The sequence below is a fragment of the Nocardioides euryhalodurans genome (assembly GCF_004564375.1).
GTDB classification, from domain to species: domain Bacteria; phylum Actinomycetota; class Actinomycetes; order Propionibacteriales; family Nocardioidaceae; genus Nocardioides; species Nocardioides euryhalodurans.
Genome location: NZ_CP038267.1, coordinates 2110174 through 2130458 on the forward strand (window position 1 = coordinate 2110174; position 20285 = coordinate 2130458).

Below are 20285 nucleotides of genomic sequence, written 5' to 3' on the forward strand. Positions count from 1 at the left end.
CTTGCCGGTAGGGCCGGCGGCGTCAGGGTCGCGCGAAGAAGTTCGGCGCGGTCCAGTAGTACATCGACTCCTGCGTCACCGGGCGGCCGGTGCGCGGGGCGTGGATCATCTGGCCGCTGCCGACGTAGAGCGCCACGTGGTAGATCGACGACGGGCTGTTCGAGGAGCCCCAGAAGAGCAGGTCACCCGGCTGCAGGTTCCCGACGCCGATCGGGGTCGACTGCTCGTACTGCGCGACGGAGTAGTGGGGCAGCGACCGGCCACCGGCGCTCCAGGCGCCCATCGTCAGGCCGGAGCAGTCCCAGGCGGAGGGGCCGGCGGCACCCCACTGGTAGGGCTCGCCGATCTGGGCACGGGCGAAGGAGATGGCCGCGCCGACGCCACCACTGGGGGCGGGCGGCGCGGGCGGTGCGGGCGGGGGCTGCGGTGCCGGGTCGGGCTCGGGCTGGGGCTCCGGCGCCGGCGAGGGGGCCGGCGCCGGGGCCGGCTGCGACGCCTCGTCGGCGGCGTCCTGCTCCGCCTGCTCGGCTGCCTGCTCCGCCGCGGCCGCCTCCTGGGCGGCCCGCTGCTCGGCGGCGGCCTCGGCGAGCGCCTGCGCCTCGAGCGCGGACTGCCGCTCCTCGGCGATCTCGACACTGACGTCCTCGAGCCGTGCGAGCTCCTCGATCAGGACGCCCTTGCGCTCGGCGATCGACTGCGCCTCCGCGGCAGCCGCGTCGGCAGCGGCGACGGCTGCGTCGCGCGCCTCCCGGGCCTCGACCTGCAGCTGCTCGGCCTCGGTCCGGGCGTCGGTCGCCTGGACGACTGCCACCCCGGCCAGCGTCGAGGCGGCGCGGAACCCGTCGTAGCGGGTGTCCATCGCGGCCTCGGTCTGCCCGAGGGTCGTGGTCTGCTCGACCACCGAGGCGATGCCGTCGGACTGCACGATCGACGCGACGGCGGTCAGCTCGGGGGCCATCTGGTAGGACTCGACGACCGCGTCGGCGTACGCCTGACGCTGGGCGTCCACGTCTTGGCGCGCGATACCGGCCCGGTCGGCAGCGGCGGCCGCGGCCCGCCGCGCCTGCTCGAGCCGGTATCGCGCACCGTTCCACGCCTCACTCGCCTGCGCTGCGCGCATGGCTGAGTCCTGCAGCCGCTGGTTCGCGGCGAGCAGCTCGGCCTGGACGGTTGCCACGTCGCGCGTCTGGTCCCGTACCGCGGCACGCGCGTCGCGCACCTCGGAGCGGGTGGGGGGCGCGTCGGTCCCGTCGGCCCACGCCATCCCTCCCGCGGCCGGGGGGACCGCGAGAGCGAGGGTGAGCACCAGCACGGATCCGACTGCACGCACGGTGGCGTTCCTCCTGGCTCGAGTGAGTCATGGACTGTCCCGGGCGACTTCCCCATCGCCCGGTCCTCGCGGAACGCTAGTGCTCATTCGTCACACTGGGAACACTTTTCCCAATTTTTTCTTCAGCCCCAGGCGTGTCGCCTTGACAAACTACAAGGTTGTAATTCACGCGCGCTGCGATAGCTGACCGCGAAGATCATCACGACGGCCCCGAGGACGACGATGATCGCGGTCAGGTATCCCCACCCCCGGGCACACGGCCGGGCAGTGGGGTGGCAGGTCAGTCCTTGGCCTCGACCGGGACGGCGGAGGTGGTCGTCGTGGGGTGCGAGGCGAGCCCGTGTCTCTCGAACTTCTGCCCGCTGGCGATGCCACCGAGGTAGAAGGCGAGCAGCGCGATCAGGATGCCGGCGACGTCGTCGGCGATGTAGTGCCAGCCGAAGTAGAGGGTCGCGGCGATGGTGAGGCCGAAGTTGACCCAGGCGATCCAGTGCACCACCCGGGAGCGGACCGTGTACTGCACCATCAGCGCCACCAGCAGGGTGATCGCCGTGTGGAGGCTCGCGAAGCCGGCCGTCGACTGCACCGCTCCCTCGACCCCCTCGAGGGTCACCCGGACGCGCGAGTTGAACAGGGCGTCCATGAGGTCGTTGGTCGGCGTCGACGCGAGGTCCTCGTAGAGCCACGGGTAGGCGAACCCGGGGCCGAGGGTCGGGAGCATGTAGTAGGAGAGCGTCCCGAGCGTCCAGGCGATGACCTGCGAGGTGACGAACCAGTAGCCGTAGGAGATGTTGCGCGACCACACGAGCCAGGCCGTCACGGCCAGCGGCACCAGCGGCAGGAACCACAGGTAGATCGAGGACAGGAAGTGGGCGGCGACGTCGGTGCCGAGCATCGCGTGGAGGACGTCCGCGGGCTCGTTGCCGAGCATCAGGGCCTGGTCGACCAGGTGCAGCTCGTAGTCGTACTTCTTGTCCCCCATGATGAAGGGGAGGAACGACTTGAGGTTCCGGTAGCTGACGTAGGTGATGTAGAAGCACACGATGCCCATCACGACGAGCGTCAGCCGCTCCCGCGTCCAGTGGTCGCGGATCCGCTCCCGCGCGACCGAGCGCCACTGGCCGGGGCGACCGCGTGAGAGCCACAGGGTTCGCGGGACGATGTCGGCCAGGAACGCACCCGAGAGGAGCAGCGGCAGCCGCAGCCACGAGGGGCCGAGGAAGCCGTCCGGGTCCGCGAGTCGCTTGTCGAGGACCAGGGCCGCGACGATGGCGAGCAACCCCATGACGAGAGCAGTCCCGACAAGGAGTGCGTAGGCCCGGCGATACACGTGGGCCAGTCTAGGGTTGCGCCACGACGGCCAGACGCGTGTGGTCCACCCGTAGGCTCACCGGGTCACCCGGCCCGGCGTGACGGTCGAGCGGGGCGACCGCGTCGAGCAGCCCCGCACCCGGTACGTCGACCTCGAGCCGGACCTGCTCGGGCGTGAGCCGCGAGGCGGTCACGGTCCCGCGCAGGACCCCGTCGTCGGCCACCCGCAGCGCCGAGCGGCGCAGGGCGACGGAGGGGGCCGCCGGCAGGCCGGCGGCCACGAGGACCCGCGCGGCCGGCTCCCCGTCCAGCACCCGTGCGTAGCCGAGGAAGAGCGCGGTCTCGGCGTCGACGGGTGCCCGCCAGACCTCCGCGATGTCGCCCTGCTGCACGATCCGTCCCGCGCGCATCACCGCGAGCCGGTCGGCCACGGTGAAGGCCTCGTCGTGGTCGTGGGTCACCAGCAGGGCGGTGGTCCCGGCCTCGCCCAGGATCCTTCGCAGGTCGGCGGCGAGCCGCTCGCGCAGCCCGGCGTCGAGCGCCGAGAGCGGCTCGTCGAGGAGCAGCAGCCGGGGCTGCACCGCCAGCGACCGGGCGAGGGCGACCCGCTGCCGCTCACCGCCCGAGAGGGTCGCCGGCATCCGCCCGCCGTACGCCGGGAGCCCCACGAGCTCGAGCAGCTCGTCGACGCGCGCGTCGGTGTCGGGCGCACGGCGCAGCTTCAGGGCGTAGCCGACGTTGCGGGCGACCGTCAGGTGCTCGAAGAGCTGGCCGTCCTGGAACATCAGCGCGAAGCCCCGCTTGTGGGTCGGGACGCCGGCCTGGTCGACACCGTCCCAGCCGATGCTGCCAACGGCCAGCGGCTCGAGGCCGGCGACCGCCCGCAGCAGCGTCGACTTGCCGCTGCCCGACGGGCCCAGGACGGCGAGCACCTCGCCGTCGGGCAGGTCGAGGGACGCGTCGACCACGACGGGGGTGCCGTCGAGGGCGACGGTGACGTCGCGCAGGGTCAGCATCACAGGGCTCCCAGGGAGGGCACGCGGAGGCGCTCGACGAGGAGCATCACCAGTGCGGTGGTGGCGGCGAGCACGACCGATGCCGCCAGCGCCATGCCGTAGTTCATCTGGCCGGGGGTGCCGAGCAGCCGGAAGATCACCACCGGCAGCGTCGGCGCCTCGGCCCGGGCGAGGAACGAGGTGGCGCCGAACTCGCCGAGGGACGCGGCGAACGCGAAGCCCGCCCCGGCCAGCATCGGCCGCCACAGCACGGGGACGTCCACGGTCGTGAGGGTGCGCAGCGGCCCGGCGCCGAGCGACGCGGCGGCCTGGCGCTGCCGGTCGTCGATGCCGGAGAGCACGGGGACGAGCGTGCGGACCACCAGCGGCAGCGCCACCAGGGCCTGCGCGATCGGGACCAGCAGCGGACTGTCGCGCAGGTCCAGCGGAGGCTGGTCCAGGGCGACCAGGAAGCCGAACCCGAGGGTCACCGCGGACACGCCGAGCGGCAGCATGAAGAAGCCGTCGAGCACGCCGCGGACGCGGCGCTCGACCCGCGAGCGGGAGCGCCGGGTCACGACGAGGGCCACGAGCAGACCGGTGCCGAGCGCCATCCAGGTCGCGTCGACGGCGGTCCGCAGCGAGTTGGCCAGCGCCTCGGTGACCGGCACCAGCAGCGAGGTCCGCTCACCGGTGGTGTCGAGAGCGGCGTAGTTGCCCAGGCTCCACTCGCCGGCCACGCGCAAGGACCCGGCGACCAGCGCCGCGATCGGCAGGGCGACGTAGAGGAGGACGAGCAGGGTGGCCGTGACCGGGACCGCGTCGGCGCGGGTGACCGGACGGGCGCGTGAGGCCTCGCGGGCCACCGGCGCGGAGACCCGGGTCCGCTGCGCGGCGACGAGCAGCACCGCCACGACCACGAGCTGGAGGACCGACAGCGCGGCCGCGGCCTGCAGGTCGAAGACCTGGACGGTGAGCAGGTAGATCTCGGTCTCCACCGTGGCGTAGCGCGGCCCGCCGAGGGTGAGCACGACGCCGAAGGCGGTCGAGCAGAAGAGGAAGACCACGGTGGCCGCCGAGACGATGGCCGGACGCAGCCGCGGCAGGGTGACGGTCCGGAGCACGGTCCAGGGTGCGGCGCCGAGGGTGGCGGCGGCCTGGCCGGCGCGCTCGTCGAGCGACTCCCAGGCGCTGCCGACCACGCGGATCACCACGGCGACGTTGAAGAAGACCAGGCCGAGCACGATCGCGACCGGCGTCGCGTCGAGACCGAGCGGGCCGAGCGGTCCGCCCTCCCCCAGCAGCTGCCGGAAGGCGACGCCCACCACGACGGTCGGCAGCACGAACGGCACGAGCAGCAGCGCCCGCACCACACGGCGCAGCGGCAGCGCCGTCCGGTGCAGGACGTACGCCGCGGGCAGCCCCAGCAGCACCGAGAGCACGGTCCCGGCGGTGGCCGAGCCGAGGGTGAACAGCAGCACCCGGACCGTCCGGTCGCGGGTCAGCACCTCGAGCACCCCCGCCACGTCGAGCTCGCCGTCCGGCCAGAAGCCCAGCTGCAGCATGGCGGCGACGGGCACCACGAAGAAGGCGACCAGCACCAGCACCGGCACCAGTGCCAGGGCGGCGAGGCCGAGCAGCCGGCGGTTCACGACGACCTCGACCTCAGCCGGTCACGAGGTCGCGCCACTCCTCGAGCCAGGCGTCGCGGTTGGCCGCGATCTCGTCCGGGTCGACGGCGTACGGGTCGGCGGGCTGCTCGGCGTGCGCGGCCCACTCCTCCGGGAGCGCGACGCCGTCGCGCACCGGGAAGACGTACATCGAGCCGGGCAGGGCCGCCTGCACGTCCTCGCCGAGCAGGAACTCGACCAGCTCGCGTCCGCCCTCGGGATTGGCGGCACCGGCCAGCACTCCGGCGTACTCCACCTGGCGGAAGCAGGTGTCGAGCAGCGCCTCGGTGGTCGACTCGTCGGACCCCTTGGGGACCGTGAACGCCGGGGAGGAGTCGTAGGACAGCACGATCGGGCGGGTGCCGCCCTCGCCGCCCTGGGTGAAGTCGCCGTAGTAGGCGTCGGTCCAGCCGTCGACGACGAGCGCGTCGTTGGCGAGCAGGTCCTCCCAGTAGGTCGGCCAGTCCTCGCCGTACGCCGCCACGGTGGCCAGCAGGAACGCGAGCCCCGGCGAGCTGGACAGCGCCGAGGGCGTGACGAAGAGGCCCTCGTAGGCGGGGTCGGCCAGGTCGTCGAGGGACTCGGGCGGGGCGAGGTCGCGCTCCTCGAACCAGGTGGCGTCGACGTTGACGCACACGTTGCCGTTGTCGACCGGGGCGAGCCGCTGGCCGTCGTCGCCGGGCAGGACGTAGTCGTCGGCACCGGCGGGCAGCTCGACGTCGAGGGTGTCGAAGACGTCCTCCTCGAGCGCCCGCGAGGCGAAGGTGTTGTCGACGCCGAAGGCGACGTCCCCGGTCGGGTTGTCGGCGGTCACCGCCAGCCGCGTCGTCAGGGCCCCCGCATCCCCGGCGCTGCGGATCTCGAGGTCGAGGCCCGACTCCTCCTCGAACTGCTTGACCAGCGGCTTGGGCAGGTTGAACGACTCGTGGGTGACGAGCACGACCTCGCCGGGGGTGGTGCCGTCCTCGGCGGTGGACTGCTCGTCGGAGCTCCCGCCGGTCAGGCTGCAGCCCGCCAGCAGGGCAGCCACGAGGGTCACGGAAAGGCTGGACTTCATCGAACGACTCCCTACGCCGGTGCTGACCGGATCAGGTTCGGAGGGTCTGCGGGTGTCCGCACTCTCAGCCCGCCTCGCGGGCTCCCCTGTCTGTACCTCGCCAGCCTACGCCGCCACGCCCGGGCCGGCCGCCCTGGGTCACCGCCCAGGGAGTGTCCCTCCGCCCTCGGTCGCAGCGGGGAGCCCGCAGGGCCGCGCGCAGCAGGCCACGGGGTTGGGAGACACGCCCTAGGGTGGCCGCATGCCGAGCCGTCGCCACCAGCTGCTCGCCCGGGTGGTGCCACGGATCCGCAGGGCACAGGACCTCGTGGACGAGCCGACCGAACGGGCGCGCCTCGAGCGGCGCCACGCCGCCCTCGACCCGTCGCTGCCCACCCGGCTGGTGCCCCGCTTCGCGGGGCGCTTCTCCGTCGTGACCGAGGAGCTCGACGGGTTCCCGGTCCACGTGATCACGCCGCGGGGCATCGACCCGGCCAGGACCGTCGTCCACGTCCACGGGGGCGGCTTCATCGCGCCGGTCGACGACTTCCACGTGCGCTACGCCACCCGGCTGGCGCTCGCCCTCGGCGCGCGCGTCGTGATGCCCGACTACCCCCTCGCGCCGGAGCACAGCTGGCGCGACACCGTCCCCCCGCTGGTGGAGCTGACGAGCCGCTGGCTGGAGCAGGGCCGGGTCACGCTGCTGGGTGACTCCGCGGGTGGCGGCCCGGCGCTGGCCATCGCGCTCGCGCTGCGCGACCGGGGCGGCCCGCAGCCGTCCGAGCTGCTGCTGCTCTCGCCGTGGGTCGACCTGACGACCTCGACGCCCGACACCCCGGCGTACGCCGAGCGGGACCCGTGGCTGTTCCTCGGAAAGGTGCACGCGTACGCCGGCTGGTGGGCAGGTTCGCCCGACGACCTCGCACGCCCCGAGGTGAGTCCCGCGCTCGGGGACCTGACCGGTCTGCCGCGGGCGCTGATGTTCTGCGGCACCCGCGACCTCCTCGTCCCCGGCTGCCGGCTGCTCGCCAAGCGGGCGGCCGACGTCGGCTGGGACCTCACCTACGTCGAGGAGCCGGACCTGATCCACGTCTTCCCGATCCTGCCGCTGCTCCCCGAGGCCCGGACCGCCTGGCGGACGACGCTGGAGTTCCTCGCATGATCACCGTCACCGCCCTGCCGTTCGGCGCCCTCGACGCCGCCACCTCGTACGCCGTGTGGAAGCTTCGCCAGGACGTCTTCGTCGTCGAGCAACAGTGCCCCTACGGCGACCTCGACGGCCGTGACCCCGAGGACGGCACCCGCCACGTGGTGCTGCGCGAGGACGACCTGGTGATCGGCTATGCGCGGGTCCTCGACGACGCGACCGTGTGGCGGATCGGGCGGGTCGTGCTCGCGCCGGCCGCCCGTGGCCGGGGACTCGCCGACGTCGTCATGGACACGGCCCTGCAGGTCTGTCCCGACCGCGACGTCGTCATCGACGCCCAGACCCCGCTCGCCGACTGGTACACCGGCCTCGGCTTCACCGTCGACGGCGAGGAGTTCCTCGACGACGGCATCCCGCACCTGCCGATGCGCCGCCGCCCGGCCGGGTGATCCCGGCCGGGCGCGACGCGTCCTGGTGAGGACGGACCCGCTAGCCGCGTCCGCTCGAGGAGCGCGCCCGGCGCGACACCGAGTCGATCGCGACCGCGATCAGCAGCACGGCTCCGGTGACCATGAACCGCACCTCCGACTCGACACCGGCGAGGTTGAGCCCGCTGGTGATCGCCTGCAGCACCAGGATGCCGAGCAGCGCGGAGTAGGCCGAGCCGCGACCACCGAAGAGGCTGGTGCCACCGATGACCGCGGCGGCGATGGCGGTCAGGTTGGTGTCGGTGGTGCCACTGGCCTGCGAGACCGAGGTCTGCAGGCCGGCGGCGAGCAGGCCGCCGAGCGCCGCGAGGGTGGACGTCAGCACGAAAACCGACATGAACACCCGGTTGACCTTGATGCCGGAGCGGCGCGCCGCCTCGACGTTGCCGCCGACCGCGAACACGTGACGACCCCAGACCGTGCGCCGCAGCGCGAAGTCCGCGAACATCACCAGCACCACGAACAGGATCCAGAGATAGCTGAAGCCGCGGTCGATGTTGACGTAGTAGGTCAGGAAGCCGAGGCCGCCGCCGAGCAGCGCAGCCCTGGCCAGCACCATCGGCCACCACGGGGTCCCGAGCCCGGCCGCGCGCCGCTTGACCGACGAGCGGTACTGCGAGCCGAGGAAGCCCAGGACCAGCAGGGCCACCAGGGCGTACGACTGCCAGCCGGTCACGAAGCTGAACCGGGTGAACTCCAGCAGGTAGGAGTCGCTCGGGAGGTTGATGGTGCCGTTCTCGCCGAGCACCAGGAGCAGCACGCCCTGGAAGCCCAGCAGTCCCGCGAGCGAGAAGACGAACGACGGCACCCCGATCCACGTGAACAGCAGGCCGTAGAACGCCCCCACCGCGACGCCGACCAGGATGCCGGCCAGCATGCCGACGAGGGTGGAGTAGCCCTGGTTGACCATCAGCACCGCCATCACGGCCGCGGCCATGCCGCTGACCGAGCCGACCGAGAGGTCGATCTGGCCGAGCAGCAGCACCAGCACGATGCCCAGCGCGATGATGCCGATCGGGGCGGCGTACTGGGTGATCGAGACGATGTTGCGCGAGGAGAGGAACCGCGCGTTCTCGGCGTAGAAGCCGATGCAGATGACCGCGAGGCCGATGATCACCGGCAGGTTGCCGAGGTCACCGGACCGGAGCCGGTTGACCTGCATCTGCAGCCAGCCACTCAGCCCCTTGCTCTGCAGCAGCCGTTCGTCAGCCAGGTCGGCGGCGACCGCGGTCGCCTCGGGCTCTGCCTCGGCCCGGTCCTCCGACGCCTCGGTCCCGGTGTCACTCATCGGTCGCCCCCTTGTGGCGCGCGGCCCGCGAGGCCACGACGTTGTCGCTGGCGCCGGTGATGGCGGCGACGAGCTGCTCGGTGGTCGCCTCCTCCACGGTGAAGTCGGCCGCGTTGCGGCCCAGGCGGAGCACCACGATCCGGTCGGCGACCGCCTGGACGTCCGCCATGTTGTGGCTGATCAGGATCACGCCGAGCCCGGTCTCCCGCAGCCGCTCGACCAGGTTGAGGACCTCCGCCGTCTGCGCGACCCCCAGGGCGGCGGTCGGCTCGTCGAGCATGACCACCTTGGGGTTGCCGATCAGGCTGCGGGCGATCGCGACGGTCTGCCGCTGCCCGCCGGAGAGCGAGGCGATCGGGATCCGGACCGACGGGATCTTGGCGGAGAGGGTGCGCAGCAGCCGCCACGACTCCTTCTCCATCTCGACCTCGTCGATCACGCTCGTCCGACTGACCTCCTGCCCGAGGAACAGGTTCGCGACGACGTCGAGGTTGTCGCAGAGGGCCAGGTCCTGGAAGACGGTCGCGATGCCGAGCTCCTGCGCGTGGGCAGGCCCGTGGACGGAGACCGGCTTGCCCTCGATCCGGATCTCGCCACCGTCGGACTCGTAGACACCCGAGATGATCTTGACCAGCGTCGACTTCCCCGCGCCGTTGTCGCCCACGAGGGCGACCACCTCGCCGGGTGCCACGTGCAGCGACACGTCGGTGAGCGCCTGGACCGCGCCGAACCTCTTGTTCACGCCGGTCAGGGAGAGCACTGCCTCCCTGACCGGCGCTTCCGTCGTCTGTGTCGTCATCAGCTGATGCCGGCCGCCGAGCAGGCGTCGGCGTACTCCTCGGTGCAGATGTCGTCGACCGAGTAGAACTCGTCCGCCACGACGGTGTCGTTGACGTTGTCGACCGTGACCGCGATCGGGTCGAAGATGAACGACGGGACGCCCTCGTACTCGGTGAGCTCGATGCCGGTGTCGCTCGGTCCGGAGATCTCCTCCCCGTTGGCGAGCTTGACCGCGACCTCGGCGGCCGTCTCGGCCTCGATCGGGATCGGCTTGTAGATCGTCATGGCCTGCTGGCCGGCGATGATCCGCTGGATCGCGGCGAGCTCGGCGTCCTGCCCCGTGATCGGCGGCAGCGCGTCCGGGGACACGCCCGCGCCGGTCATGGCGGCGACGACGCCGCCGGCCTGGCCGTCGTTGGCGGCGTAGACGCCCTGGATCTCGGAGGGGTCGTAGTTGCTCAGCTGGTCGGTGACGAACTGCTGGGCGTTCTCCGGGCTCCAGTCGGGGTTGTCGAACTCCTCGAGGATGTTCAGGGTGCCGTCGATGACGCTGTGGGCGCCTGCCTTGAACTGCGCGGCGTTCGGGTCGGAGGGGGCGCCGTTGAGCATCAGGATGTCGCCCTCGCCGCCCATCGCCTCGACGAGCGCCTCGCCCTGCATCTGGCCGACGGTCTCGTTGTCGAAGGACATGTAGTAGTCGGCCTCGGCGATGAACCGGTCGTAGGCGATGACCGGGATGTCGGCGTCCTGGGCCGAGGTCACCATGCCACCGGCACCGGCGCCGTTGACCGGGTCGAGGACGATCACGGCCGCACCCTCGTTGATGGCCGAGTCGACCTGCTGGGCCTGCTTGGCCTCGTCCTGGTCGGCGTTGTAGTAGGACACCTCGCACTCCGAGCAGAGCTCGGCGACCTTGGCCTCGAACAGCGGCTTGTCGAAGGTCTCGTAGCGGGTGGTCTTGGACTCCGGCAGCAGCAGGGCGATGGTCTGGCCGCCGCCGTCCTCGCCGCCGGTGTCTGCGTCGTTGGCGCCGCACGCGGTGGCACCCAGGGCGAGTGCCGCCGTGATGCCGACGGCGAAGACGCGGGTCAGGGGTGTGGACACGGTGGTTCTCCTCGAGCTCGGGCAGCACGCACGGCTGCGTCCTTTCGATCGAGTGTCGACGGTCACACCTTTGTCGTCAAGAGATGAATACAAAATGTGGTCGCAAGGTGTTTTTCCACGTGTAATCAACAACTCTTGACCATACGAGCGACGGAGTGCAGGGTGTGCCCATGTCGGTGACACGTCCGCCCGCCAGCGCACCGGGGTCGACGTCGTCGCTCAAGGCGGCCAACCAGCACCGGGTGCTCGACGCGCTCCGCGACGCCCAGGTCGAGGACGACGCCCCGACCCAGGCCGAGCTCGCCCGGGTGACCGGTCTCGCGCCCGCGACCGTGTCCAACATCGTCCGTGAGCTGGCCGCCGCCGGCCTGGTCGACACTGTGCCGGGCAGCGGCCGACGCGGCTCCGCGGTCCGGCTCTCGAGCCGCGCCGGCGTCGTGGCCGGCATCGACTTCGGCCACAGCCACGTCGGCGTGGCGGTCGGCGACCTCGGCGGCCGAGTGCTGGCCGAGGAGCGCGCACGTACGCCCGACACCCTCGGCCACGAGCAGGCCCTGGCCCTGGCCTCCTCCATCCTCACCCGGCTGCTCGACGAGCGTGGGCCGCTGCGCCACGTCGGCCTCGGCCTGCCCGCGCCGGTCAAGAACAACGTCGTGCGCTCGGCCGCGATCTTCCCCGGCTGGGACGAGGTCGACACCAGCTCGGCCGCCGAGGCGGTCTTCGGCGTGCCCGTCGACGTCGAGAACGACGCCAACCTCGGGGCGCTGGCCGAGCACCGGCAGGGCAACGGTCGCGGCCACTCCACCTCGGTCTTCGTGAAGATCGCCAGCGGCGTGGGCGCCGGGATCATCGTGGACGACAAGCTCTTCCACGGGGCCGACGGCACGGCCGGCGAGATCGGTCACCTGACGATCAACGAGCAGGGACCGATGTGCCGCTGCGGCAGCCGGGGGTGCCTGGAGACCTACACCTCCAGCGAGCACATCCTGCGGCTGGTAGCCACCACCCTTCCCGACGCGACGCTGCAGGACCTGGTGACCGAGGCGACCAGCGGGAACGTCTCCGCCCAGCGCGCGCTCGAGGACGCGGGGCTGCACCTCGGCTGGGCGCTGGCCAGCCTGGTCAACCTGCTCAATCCCTCGATCGTGATCGTCGGCGGGGAGATGGTCAGCGCGGGCGACCTGCTGCTCGAGCCGGCCCGCACCGGCCTGCGCCGCCACGCGCTCGACGCGGTTGCGCAGACCCCGATCGTCGCCAGCGGCCTGGGCCAGCGGGCCAGCATGGTCGGCGCCGTGCTGCTCGCGGCAGAGCGGACCGAGCTGGTCTCGGACTAGCGCTCCACCGCCTGGCGCTCGACGACGGCGAAGAGCTCGGCCAGCGCGCGGGGGGTCGTCCTCGGTGTGAGCCGGCCGGCGAGCCGCTCGGCCAGCACCGCCTTGCGCCCGCTGCGCGTTCCCGCGAAGCGACGCAGCTGGTCGGGCAGGGGTCGCTCCCGCCACTCCGGCTGCGCCTGGAAGGTCCGGAAGCGGCCCAGCTCGTCGAGCTCGTCCAGGACGTCGAGCACCTGGTCCGGCCCGACGGCGCGGATCAGCTCCTCCTCGAGGTCGCGGTCACACACGAAGATGCCGTCCAGGGCCGGCTCGGCCCGCTCCAGGAAGCGTCGCTCGGGAGCGTCGCAGAGCCCGAGGACGAGGACGCCCCGCTCACCGGAGGCCAGCCGACGTACGTGGCGGCCGACGTTGGTCACACCGCCCATCGGCACCACCTCGGTCGCCTCGACGAGACCGTTGCGCCGAGCGAGCAGCGCGACGACGACCGCGTCGCTGTCCCCCTCCACCAGGACGACGGTGCGCGGGGTCACGCGCCACACCCTCTCAGCAGGTGGTCGCGCTCGCCACCCGGTTGACGATCGGGCTTCAGGTTAGGCTAACCTAACTTCATGCATGCACGTGTGATCTCGGCCGACCACCTCACGCCCGCGATGGTGCGCGTGGTGCTCGCCGGCGGCGACCTGGACCGCCTCGAGATGCCGGACGCGACCGACGCGTACGTCAACGTGGCCATCCCGCCGCCCGGCGCTCCGTACCGCGGGGTGTTCGACCCGCGCGAGGTCAAGGACCAGCACCCGGCGCAGGCCTGGCCCGCCCGGCGCCGCTACACCGTCCGCTCGTGGGACCCGGTCGCCCGGCTGCTGACCATCGACTTCGTCGTCCACGGGGACGTCGGCGTTGCCGGGGCCTGGGCTGCGCGCGTCGCACCGGGCGAGGTTCTCGTGTTCGAGGGCCCCTCGGGCGGCTACCGACCCGACCCGGGTGCCGACTGGCACCTCCTGGTCGGCGACGAGTCCGCGCTGCCCGCGATCGCTGCGTCCCTCGAGTCCCTGCCGGACGGCGCTCCGGCCGTGGTCCGCATGGTCTGCGACGGACCAGACCACGAGGTGCCGCTGCCCCCTCACGCCGCCCTCGACGTGGTGTGGCTGCACCGCCGCGGAGCACCCGACGACCGGGACCTGTTGGCGGCCGCCGTACGGAGCCTTGCCTTCCCACCCGGTCGCGTGCACGCCTTCGTCCACGGTGAGGCCGAGGAGATCCGCGAGGTACGCCGGCACCTGCTCGCCGACCGCGGCCTCTCCCGCCAGGACATGTCCTGCTCGCCCTACTGGCGACGCACGATGACCGACGAGGCGTGGCGCGCGGTCAAGCGGGACTTCGTCGCTGCCATGGAGGCCGAGGTCGCCTAGTGGACGGGGTCGAGCCGTCGTGGGCAGAGCGCGCACGAACCGCGCTGGCGATGACCACCGTCGCCACGCTCACGGCGGGCCGCTGCCCCCGGGCGGTGACAGTCGTCCGGATCGAGCCACAGCCCGACGGCCACCCGCTGCTGCACCTCGGGGCCACCTCGCCCGTCCACCGGCTGCTGGCCGCCTGCCCGGTCGCGACGCTGGCCGTGCCCGGGCCCGATCCCTACCGAGCCCTCGCCCTCACCGGACCGGTGCTCCCCCGCCGGACCCGCGACGGGAGCCGCACCCACCGGATGTCGCTGGTCTCGGCCCGGCTGATCGGTCCGGAGGTGCTGCCGATCCCGCTGACCGCCTTCATCGACGCCGCTCCCGACCCCCTGCACCGCCACGCGGCGGCCACGCTGCAGCACCTCGAGACCGCGCACGCAGCGGAGCTGTTGTCGTGCCTGCGGGCCCACGGCCACCGCGACACCCGCGCCGTGGTGCCGCGCGGCCTGGACCGCTACGGGCTGGAGGTCGCCGCGATCACCGACGACGGCGTCTGCCGGCTGCGGCTGCCGTTCCCCGGCGGACCGGTCGACGACCTGGGACAGGTCGCGGCCGGCCTTCGGCTGCTGCTCACCTGCCGCTGCCGAGGCGAGGGCGGCTGAGTCAGAAGGGTCCGTGGTTGCGAGGCATCGTGGCGATCGCCTGCGCCTCGTGCACGCGCTGGGCTGTGTCGAGCCCCTGGTCGGCGCCGGGCGGGACGTGTCGCGTGTTGCGGGTCCGATGACGCATCGCGAACACCGCACCCACGACCAGCAGGACCACCGCCCCGAGCAGTACCCATCCGATCGGCCCCATGCCCCGCTCCTCCCGTGACGGCCGGCTCCGAGGGCCGGCCTTCCGCGACGGCGTGCCGTCGCCCGCCCAGGGTCGCACGGGGTCCCCCGAGCGGGGCGCCATCGCCGGACCCGGCTCAGGTGAGGATCGATGCGTACCTCCCCGTCGCGTGGACGGCACGACCGGCCTGCAGCGTCAGCTGCGAGCGGAGCTTGCGGATCCGGTCCTCCGGGACCGTGAGGTAGTCGGCACTGAGCACGGCGAGGTCGGCGTACTTCCCCACCTCGAGGGAGCCGAGGTGATGCTCGTCGCCGGTGAGGTAGGCACTGCCCGACGTGTAGAGCCGCAAGGCCTCCAGACGCGAGATCCGCTGGTCACCGTTGATGAGGACGCCGGCGTTGTTCCGCCCCGAGACCATGTGGTAGATCATCAGCCACGGGTTCTGGGCGGCCACGTTGGTGGCGTCGGACCCGCCACCCGCCCGGATCCCCAGGTCGAGCACCCGCCGGAACGGCGTCGCTCCGCTGGCCGAGGTGTAGCGGTAGGACTGCAGCCCGACCGGGATCCCGAGGTCCGCGACCAGCTGGAGGTTCTCCGGCGTGATGTCGTTGATGTGGTGCAGCTGCCACCGCATCGCCGCGATGTCGTGGGTCTGCGCGATCTCCTGGAAGACCGCGATCTGAGCCGTGTTGTCCGCGTTCGACAGGGAGTGGAGGATCAGCGTCCAGCCGCGCGCGCTCAGGAACTCTGCCGCCTCGGTGAGCGTCGGGACGTCCGCCGTGCTGCCGGAGGTGAGGCGCTCGCCCACGCCGATGACCCGGAAGACGTCGTCACCGATCTTGTTGTGGTTGTTGTCGACGAAGGTCTTGATCGCGTCGAGCGTCGGGAACTCGAAGCCCGTGAAGAACTGCCGGAGGCGCAGGTCGAGCTGGTCTGCGCGCCAGAGCGCGTTGGCGTGCACCCAGTCGGGCAGCAGCGCGCCGCCCACGTCGCTGATCATCGTCATGCCGAGCCCCGCCACGTGGGCGATGCCCTCGGCCGTGCCCTGACGCTTGTCATCGAAGGTCTGGACCGCCACCAGGGCGGCACGACCGGCGGCCGGGGTCAGCGTCCCTGTGTCGGGGTTCACCGGAACCCCAGCGGACTCGAAGAAGGCCCTCGCCAGGGAGTTCGCCACGCCCTGACCGCCTCCGCCGGTCTCGGACAGGTAGACGGGGTGGCCCGGTGCGGCCTCGTCGAGCTCGGCGACGGTGGGCAGGCGCGCCTCGGCCAGCCCGTTCCGGTTCCAGCCGCCGATGCAGGTCAGGAACTCCCCCGCAGGAACCTGCTCCGCCTTGTCCGCCAGCGCCTGCTGGAGCTCGGCCACCGAGGTGGCCGACTCGATGTCGCGGGTCTCGTGGCCCGGGTTGTGGCAGGCGCGCATGAAGTGCTGGTGGGAGTCGATCAGGCCCGGGACGACCGTCGCCCCCTCGAGGTTGACCACACGTCCCGTACGCCGAACCTTGCGACCCACCTCGGCGACCCGTCCGTGCTCGATCGCCAGCTCCCGCGCCAGGGAGCCCCGGGCATCGAGCGTGACGATGGTCCCGTTGACCAGCGTCAGGCTGTCGGCCGCATCCCGGCCGCCCTTGCCGCCGTTGCCTGCTGCGCCAGCCGGGGAGCCGACTCCCACCACCGCCGCACCGCTCGCCGCCGCGACGCCGATCCCGAGCTGACGCCGACTGAGCCTGTTGTCCTGCTGACCGTCCATCACAACCCTCTCCTCGTGGGCAACCAGGTGGTGCAACCGATTGCAAAGAATCAATTCTTGGAGTGTGCTCAGACCCCCACCCGGCGTCAAGGTCCGCCGGCACGGCCGCTGCCCGGGCCGCCTCCGGCGCAGGTCGCCGGTCTAGTCGTCGAGACCGGAGGGCGTACGCCGCGGCACACCCTGGAGGGTCAGCCCGACCTCTTGCCCTGGCGCTCCTGCCTCCGGGGCCGCGCGTCAGGCGCGCGGGGCGGCAGGCGGCTCGGGACCACAGCAGCACCGGCTGCCGCGACGACCGCCGCGAGCAGGAACGTGGTGCGCGGGGTGGTCAGGTCGCTCACCGCGCCGGTGAGCGGCGCGCCGATGCCCTGGCCCACAGCGATCATCAGGAAGGCGACCCCGACACCGACCGCGGGTGCGGCCGGGTGGACCAGGGTGCCCCAGACCAGCAGCACGCCGGTCAACGCGATATAGACGGCCCCGAACACCGCAGCCGCCCCGAACAGGACGGCCTGCTGGCCTGCCACCGCGAAGGCAGTGGTCGTCGCGGACAGGGCGAGCATGCCTCCCGCCCAGGCGGAGGGGAGACCGGTGCGCGCGATCAGGTGGCCGGTGAAGGCAGCCAGCAGGCCCGCCGCGCCGAGCACGATCCACAACCAGGTGGAGGCCCGCTCGCCCAGATCGCCGGTCGAGATCGCGATGTCGCGCCCGAAGGTCCACACCGGGGCGCTGGCCAGCCCCATGGACGTCGCGGCCGCCATCAGTCGCGCCGAGCCCGGTGGGAGCGCGAGGCCGGGCCGCTGGGGCGCACCTGCACCGGTCACCGCGGTTGCCCGGCCGGGGACGGCCACCGCCACCCAGGCGGTGACGACGGCAGCGACCACCGCGAACGCCCACCAGGCGGTCCGCCAGCTGCCCTGGGTCAGCAGCGCCACCGGCCCGGAGACCATCACCCCGAGACCGGTCCCGGCGTTCACCACTGTCTGCACCCGGTCCCGCCGACCAGGCGCCACGCTCCGGGCCACGGCGTCCGCGAGGGGCGGCGACGCCAGTCCGGTGCTCGAGCCGGCGATCACCACGCCGGCGGCCAGGACGGCCGCCGAGCCGGCCACGGCGATCACCGCGGTGCCGAGCGTGGCGGCGACGCCGGCGGCGACCGCCACCGGCCGGGCGCCGTACCGGGCGGTGAGCAGCGTCGCGGCCACGATGGCCACGCAGTAGCCGACGTAGCTGGTGGCGGCGATCGCGCCCACCGTCGAGCCGTCGAGACCGAGCTCCTCGCGCAGGACCGGCACGAACAGCCCGTACGCGAACCGGGCCAGCCCGTAGCAGACCGCGATCAGCGACAGCCCGGCGACGGCAAGGCCTGCCGCGTCGCGTCCTCCCGCCATGCGAGCCCCCTACACTGATCTGTGAAGTCCGAGGTGCCGAGGTTAGGTACACAGATCTGTAAAGGCAAGGCGACGACCGTGACGGCCCCTCCCACCGACCAGCCCCTCACGCCGCGTGCGCTACGCATCCTGGAGACCGCCTCGCAGCTGTTCTACCGCCACGGCATCCACGCCGTCGGCGTCGACACCATCGCGGCGGAGTCGGGGGTCACCAAGCGCACCCTCTACGACCGGTTCGGCTCGAAGGACGCCCTCGTGACCGCCTACCTGCAGCGCCGTCACGACGACTGGTGGGCACGGCTGGAGGACAGGCTGGCGGGGGCGGGTGGGCCACGCGCCCTGGCGGTCTTCGACGCCTACGCCGAGGACGCTCCGGCGGTCGAGCGCGGCTGCGCCTTCCTCAACGGTGCCGCCGAGCTGCCGACCGACCACCCGGGGATGGTCGTCGTGCGGGACCACAAGCAGCAGGTGCAGCGACGACTGCGCGAGCTGGTCGCCGAGGACTGCCCGCACCTCGAGGACCCCCGCGCAGTCGCCGACCACGTCTTCCTCCTCCTCGAGGGCGCGGTCGCCCATCGCGGCATCGACGAGGACGACCACCGCCTCGCGCAGGCACGAGGACTCGCCGGCGACCTCCTGCTCCCCTGACCGCTGCCGGTCCGGCCGGGAGGAACGAGTGCTCGCCGACCGTCAGTCGCGACGGTGGACCTCGGCCCCCCGCGCCCAGGCCGACACCGGTTCGGCGGAGCCGATGTCGTCCTCGTGGAGGTCGTACGGGTCCCGGTCGAGCACCACGACGTCCGCGCACGCCCCGACGCGGAGGTTGCCCGAGTCCTCCTGGTGGTTGGCGTGCGCGGCACCGCTCGTGTAGGCCTGCAGGGCCTGGGTCAGCGTGAGCCCCTGGTCGTCGCGCATCGGGGGCTCCTCGTCGCGCTCGTCGGTACGCCGCGAGGAGCGGTTCACGAGCACGTGGATGCCCTCCATCGGCTCGGGCGGGTTGATCGGCCAGTCCGAACCGCCGGCCACGAGGGCGCCGCTGTCGACGATGTCGGCGAACGGGTACTGCCAGTCCCGCCGCTCCTGGTCGAGGTACGGCTCGACCATCTGGACCGCCGGCGTGTTGTAGCGGGCCCACATGCCCTCGACGTTCGCGATCGCCCCGAGCAGCCGGAACCGGTTGCGGTCGCGGGGTGCGACCAGCTGCAGGTGCGCCAGCTGGTGGCGCTGGCGGCTCCACCCGTTGCGCCGGCGGGCAGCGCCGATCGCGTCGAGGGAGGTACGGACCGCCCGGTCGCCCAGCGCGTGGAAGTGCGCCTGGAACCCCGCGGCGTCCAGGGCGACGACGGCCTCGTCGAGCTGCTCGGGCTCGAGGAAGGTGAGGCCCCGGTCGCCGCCGTCGCAGGGGCACCGGGCCCCGCCGAGGTACGGCTCCTCCACCGCCATGGTGAAGGTCTCGGACACGCCGTCGACCATCAGCTTGACCGAGCCGGCATCCAGCCCCGACTCGGCGAGGCGGTCACGCTCGGCCACGAGGTCCTCGAGCTGCTCCACGCCGCGGTTGCGGTCCCACCACAGGGCGAGCCGCACGCGGGCAGTGAGCTCGCCGGCGTCCACGAGGTCGAGGTAGGCCTGCGTCGGGTCGTCGATGCCGGCGTACCCACCGACCAGGGCGTCCTGCCAGCCCACGATCCCCCACGAGTGGAGGTGGGCCTGGGCGTCGCGCAACGCCCGGCGCTTCTCCTCGCGCGTCGTGTCGACGTGCTGGTGCACCAGCTGCGCAGCAGCCTCCCGGAGCGTTCCCGTCGGGTTCCCGTCGCGGTCCCTCTCGATCCACCCGTCCGGCGGGTCGGGGGTGTCCCGGTCGATGCCGGCCACCTGCAGCGCACGGGTGTTCACCCAGGCGTTGTGGTGGTCGTTGCTGGGCAGGAACGCGGGGCGGTGTGGCACCACGCGGTCCAGGGTCTCCGCGGTCGGCCCCGTCCGTGCGTCGAACTGGTCCAGGGACCAGCCGCCGGCGCGGAACCAGGTGTCGCTGGCGTGTCCGTCGTCCTGCTCCCGCACCGCGGTGGCGATCGCCTCGAGGCACTCCTCGGCGCTGGCGCAGCCGGTGAGGAGCCCGCTGCGCAGCTCCAGGCCACCGATCAACGGGTGGACGTGGGCGTCGTGGAAGGCCGGCATCACCAGGCCGCCCTGCGCGTCGTACTCCTCGACCCGGGCTCCGCCCGCGGACATCTCCTCGCGCACCCGCTCGAGGGGTCCTACCGCGTAGATCATGTCTCCGCGCACGCCCACCGCGTGGTCGCGATGGTACTTCAGGCCGTCGAAGAGCCGACCGTTGGCGAAGATCAGGTCGTTCACAGGTGTCCCGTCCGTCGGAGTACGTGGGCCGCTCGCTCCTGGCCGACCCTAGGCGGACCCCGACCCGCCAGGCCGCGC

19 protein-coding genes and 1 riboswitch are annotated in these 20285 nt (G+C 72.6%); of the genes, 6 read left to right on the plus strand and 13 right to left on the minus strand.

Annotation, left to right across the window (positions count from 1 at the left end; genetic code table 11):
• Positions 1-22 precede the first annotated feature (22 nt).
• The 5 genes from EXE57_RS19950 to EXE57_RS10060 all read right to left on the minus strand — a co-directional run bounded on the left by EXE57_RS19950 (position 23) and on the right by EXE57_RS10060 (position 6363).
• Positions 23-1330, minus strand: a complete 1308-nt coding sequence (locus EXE57_RS19950) for a C40 family peptidase (protein WP_135077119.1) — start codon at positions 1328-1330, stop codon at positions 23-25.
• A gap of 280 nt (positions 1331-1610) precedes the next feature.
• Positions 1611-2660, minus strand: coding sequence for a phosphatase PAP2 family protein (locus EXE57_RS10045; protein WP_244246776.1), 1050 nt, complete (start codon positions 2658-2660; stop codon positions 1611-1613).
• 10 nt (positions 2661-2670) lie between these two features.
• The gene (locus tag EXE57_RS10050; RefSeq protein WP_135077122.1) at positions 2671-3657 is read right to left on the minus strand and encodes an ABC transporter ATP-binding protein; all 987 of its coding nucleotides are present in this window, start codon (positions 3655-3657) and stop codon (positions 2671-2673) included.
• Entirely contained in the window at positions 3657-5288 is a 1632-nt protein-coding gene (locus tag EXE57_RS10055) for an ABC transporter permease (RefSeq protein ID WP_244246777.1), read from the minus strand. The genes EXE57_RS10050 and EXE57_RS10055 overlap by 1 nt, the downstream gene beginning before the upstream one ends.
• A gap of 13 nt (positions 5289-5301) precedes the next feature.
• Positions 5302-6363 (minus strand): thiamine ABC transporter substrate-binding protein, encoded by a 1062-nt coding sequence (locus EXE57_RS10060; protein WP_135077125.1) that lies wholly within the window; start codon positions 6361-6363, stop codon positions 5302-5304.
• Positions 6355-6461, minus strand: a riboswitch (TPP riboswitch). (Overlaps the previous gene by 9 nt.)
• A gap of 143 nt (positions 6462-6604) precedes the next feature.
• Here EXE57_RS10060 and EXE57_RS10065 point away from each other — a divergent pair.
• Both EXE57_RS10065 and EXE57_RS10070 read left to right on the plus strand, forming a co-directional pair.
• Complete coding sequence (locus EXE57_RS10065; protein ID WP_135077128.1) at positions 6605-7504, plus strand: alpha/beta hydrolase; 900 nt, start codon at positions 6605-6607, stop codon at positions 7502-7504.
• Positions 7501-7938: a GNAT family N-acetyltransferase gene (locus EXE57_RS10070; protein ID WP_135077131.1), complete on the plus strand. Its 438-nt coding sequence runs from the start codon at positions 7501-7503 to the stop codon at positions 7936-7938. Before EXE57_RS10065 ends, EXE57_RS10070 begins: the two co-directional genes overlap by 4 nt.
• A 40-nt stretch (positions 7939-7978) precedes the next feature.
• On the opposite strand, the gene EXE57_RS10075 is transcribed toward EXE57_RS10070, so the two are convergent.
• The 3 genes from EXE57_RS10075 to EXE57_RS10085 are packed head-to-tail and all read right to left on the minus strand — an operon-like array spanning position 7979 to position 11149.
• The gene (locus tag EXE57_RS10075) at positions 7979-9265 is read right to left on the minus strand and encodes a sugar ABC transporter permease (protein WP_135077134.1); all 1287 of its coding nucleotides are present in this window, start codon (positions 9263-9265) and stop codon (positions 7979-7981) included.
• Positions 9258-10064: an ATP-binding cassette domain-containing protein gene (locus EXE57_RS10080; protein ID WP_135077137.1), complete on the minus strand. Its 807-nt coding sequence runs from the start codon at positions 10062-10064 to the stop codon at positions 9258-9260. The genes EXE57_RS10075 and EXE57_RS10080 overlap by 8 nt, the downstream gene beginning before the upstream one ends.
• Positions 10064-11149 (minus strand): substrate-binding domain-containing protein, encoded by a 1086-nt coding sequence (locus EXE57_RS10085; RefSeq protein WP_135077140.1) that lies wholly within the window; start codon positions 11147-11149, stop codon positions 10064-10066. Before EXE57_RS10085 ends, EXE57_RS10080 begins: the two co-directional genes overlap by 1 nt.
• 170 nt (positions 11150-11319) lie before the next feature.
• Here EXE57_RS10085 and EXE57_RS10090 point away from each other — a divergent pair, with 170 nt between their 5' ends.
• The gene (locus EXE57_RS10090) at positions 11320-12483 is read left to right on the plus strand and encodes an ROK family transcriptional regulator (RefSeq protein WP_135077143.1); all 1164 of its coding nucleotides are present in this window, start codon (positions 11320-11322) and stop codon (positions 12481-12483) included.
• Here the strand turns inward: EXE57_RS10090 and EXE57_RS10095 are convergent.
• Positions 12480-13010 carry an ATP-dependent endonuclease gene (locus tag EXE57_RS10095; protein ID WP_135077146.1) on the minus strand — a complete coding sequence of 177 codons (531 nt, stop codon included), beginning with the start codon at positions 13008-13010 and terminating at the stop codon, positions 12480-12482. The two genes, EXE57_RS10090 and EXE57_RS10095, sit on opposite strands and share 4 nt — an antisense overlap.
• 78 nt (positions 13011-13088) lie before the next feature.
• Here EXE57_RS10095 and EXE57_RS10100 point away from each other — a divergent pair, with 78 nt between their 5' ends.
• A complete protein-coding gene (locus EXE57_RS10100; RefSeq protein ID WP_208542814.1) occupies positions 13089-13889 on the plus strand; it encodes a siderophore-interacting protein in 801 nt (266 codons plus the stop codon).
• Between the two features lie 50 nt (positions 13890-13939).
• Positions 13940-14539, plus strand: coding sequence for a DUF2470 domain-containing protein (locus EXE57_RS10105; protein ID WP_135077149.1), 600 nt, complete (start codon positions 13940-13942; stop codon positions 14537-14539).
• A 1-nt stretch (position 14540) separates the two neighbouring features.
• Here the strand turns inward: EXE57_RS10105 and EXE57_RS10110 are convergent, their stop codons facing one another.
• From EXE57_RS10110 to EXE57_RS10120, 3 genes are all read right to left on the minus strand, one after another.
• Positions 14541-14732, minus strand: coding sequence for a hypothetical protein (locus EXE57_RS10110; protein ID WP_135077152.1), 192 nt, complete (start codon positions 14730-14732; stop codon positions 14541-14543).
• Positions 14733-14847: 115 nt separating this feature from the next.
• Positions 14848-16461 carry an amidohydrolase gene (locus EXE57_RS10115; protein ID WP_135077154.1) on the minus strand — a complete coding sequence of 538 codons (1614 nt, stop codon included), beginning with the start codon at positions 16459-16461 and terminating at the stop codon, positions 14848-14850.
• 188 nt (positions 16462-16649) lie between these two features.
• Positions 16650-17849, minus strand: coding sequence for an MFS transporter (locus EXE57_RS10120; RefSeq protein ID WP_135077157.1), 1200 nt, complete (start codon positions 17847-17849; stop codon positions 16650-16652).
• Between the two features lie 21 nt (positions 17850-17870).
• Here EXE57_RS10120 and EXE57_RS10125 point away from each other — a divergent pair, with 21 nt between their 5' ends.
• On the plus strand, positions 17871-18497 hold the full coding sequence (locus EXE57_RS10125) for a TetR/AcrR family transcriptional regulator (protein WP_244246778.1): 627 nt from the start codon (positions 17871-17873) through the stop codon (positions 18495-18497).
• Between the two features lie 42 nt (positions 18498-18539).
• On the opposite strand, the gene EXE57_RS10130 is transcribed toward EXE57_RS10125, so the two are convergent.
• Positions 18540-20207, minus strand: coding sequence for an amidohydrolase (locus tag EXE57_RS10130; RefSeq protein ID WP_135077160.1), 1668 nt, complete (start codon positions 20205-20207; stop codon positions 18540-18542).
• Positions 20208-20285: the final 78 nt, after the last annotated feature.

Bases quoted from the DNA above. Each gene is read 5' to 3' on its own strand.
- EXE57_RS10060 (WP_135077125.1), bottom strand. From the start codon at position 6,363: ATGAAGTCCAGCCTTTCCGTGACCCTCGTGGCTGCCCTGCTGGCGGGC.
- EXE57_RS10070 (WP_135077131.1), top strand. From the start codon at position 7,501: ATGATCACCGTCACCGCCCTGCCGTTCGGCGCCCTCGACGCCGCCACC.
- EXE57_RS10080 (WP_135077137.1), bottom strand. From the start codon at position 10,064: ATGACGACACAGACGACGGAAGCGCCGGTCAGGGAGGCAGTGCTCTCC.
- EXE57_RS10110 (WP_135077152.1), bottom strand. From the start codon at position 14,732: ATGGGGCCGATCGGATGGGTACTGCTCGGGGCGGTGGTCCTGCTGGTC.
- EXE57_RS10100 (WP_208542814.1), top strand. From the start codon at position 13,089: ATGCATGCACGTGTGATCTCGGCCGACCACCTCACGCCCGCGATGGTG.
- EXE57_RS10050 (WP_135077122.1), bottom strand. From the start codon at position 3,657: ATGCTGACCCTGCGCGACGTCACCGTCGCCCTCGACGGCACCCCCGTC.
- EXE57_RS10075 (WP_135077134.1), bottom strand. From the start codon at position 9,265: ATGAGTGACACCGGGACCGAGGCGTCGGAGGACCGGGCCGAGGCAGAG.
- EXE57_RS10105 (WP_135077149.1), top strand. From the start codon at position 13,940: ATGACCACCGTCGCCACGCTCACGGCGGGCCGCTGCCCCCGGGCGGTG.
- EXE57_RS10090 (WP_135077143.1), top strand. From the start codon at position 11,320: ATGTCGGTGACACGTCCGCCCGCCAGCGCACCGGGGTCGACGTCGTCG.
- EXE57_RS10115 (WP_135077154.1), bottom strand. From the start codon at position 16,461: ATGGACGGTCAGCAGGACAACAGGCTCAGTCGGCGTCAGCTCGGGATC.
- EXE57_RS10120 (WP_135077157.1), bottom strand. From the start codon at position 17,849: ATGGCGGGAGGACGCGACGCGGCAGGCCTTGCCGTCGCCGGGCTGTCG.
- EXE57_RS10065 (WP_135077128.1), top strand. From the start codon at position 6,605: ATGCCGAGCCGTCGCCACCAGCTGCTCGCCCGGGTGGTGCCACGGATC.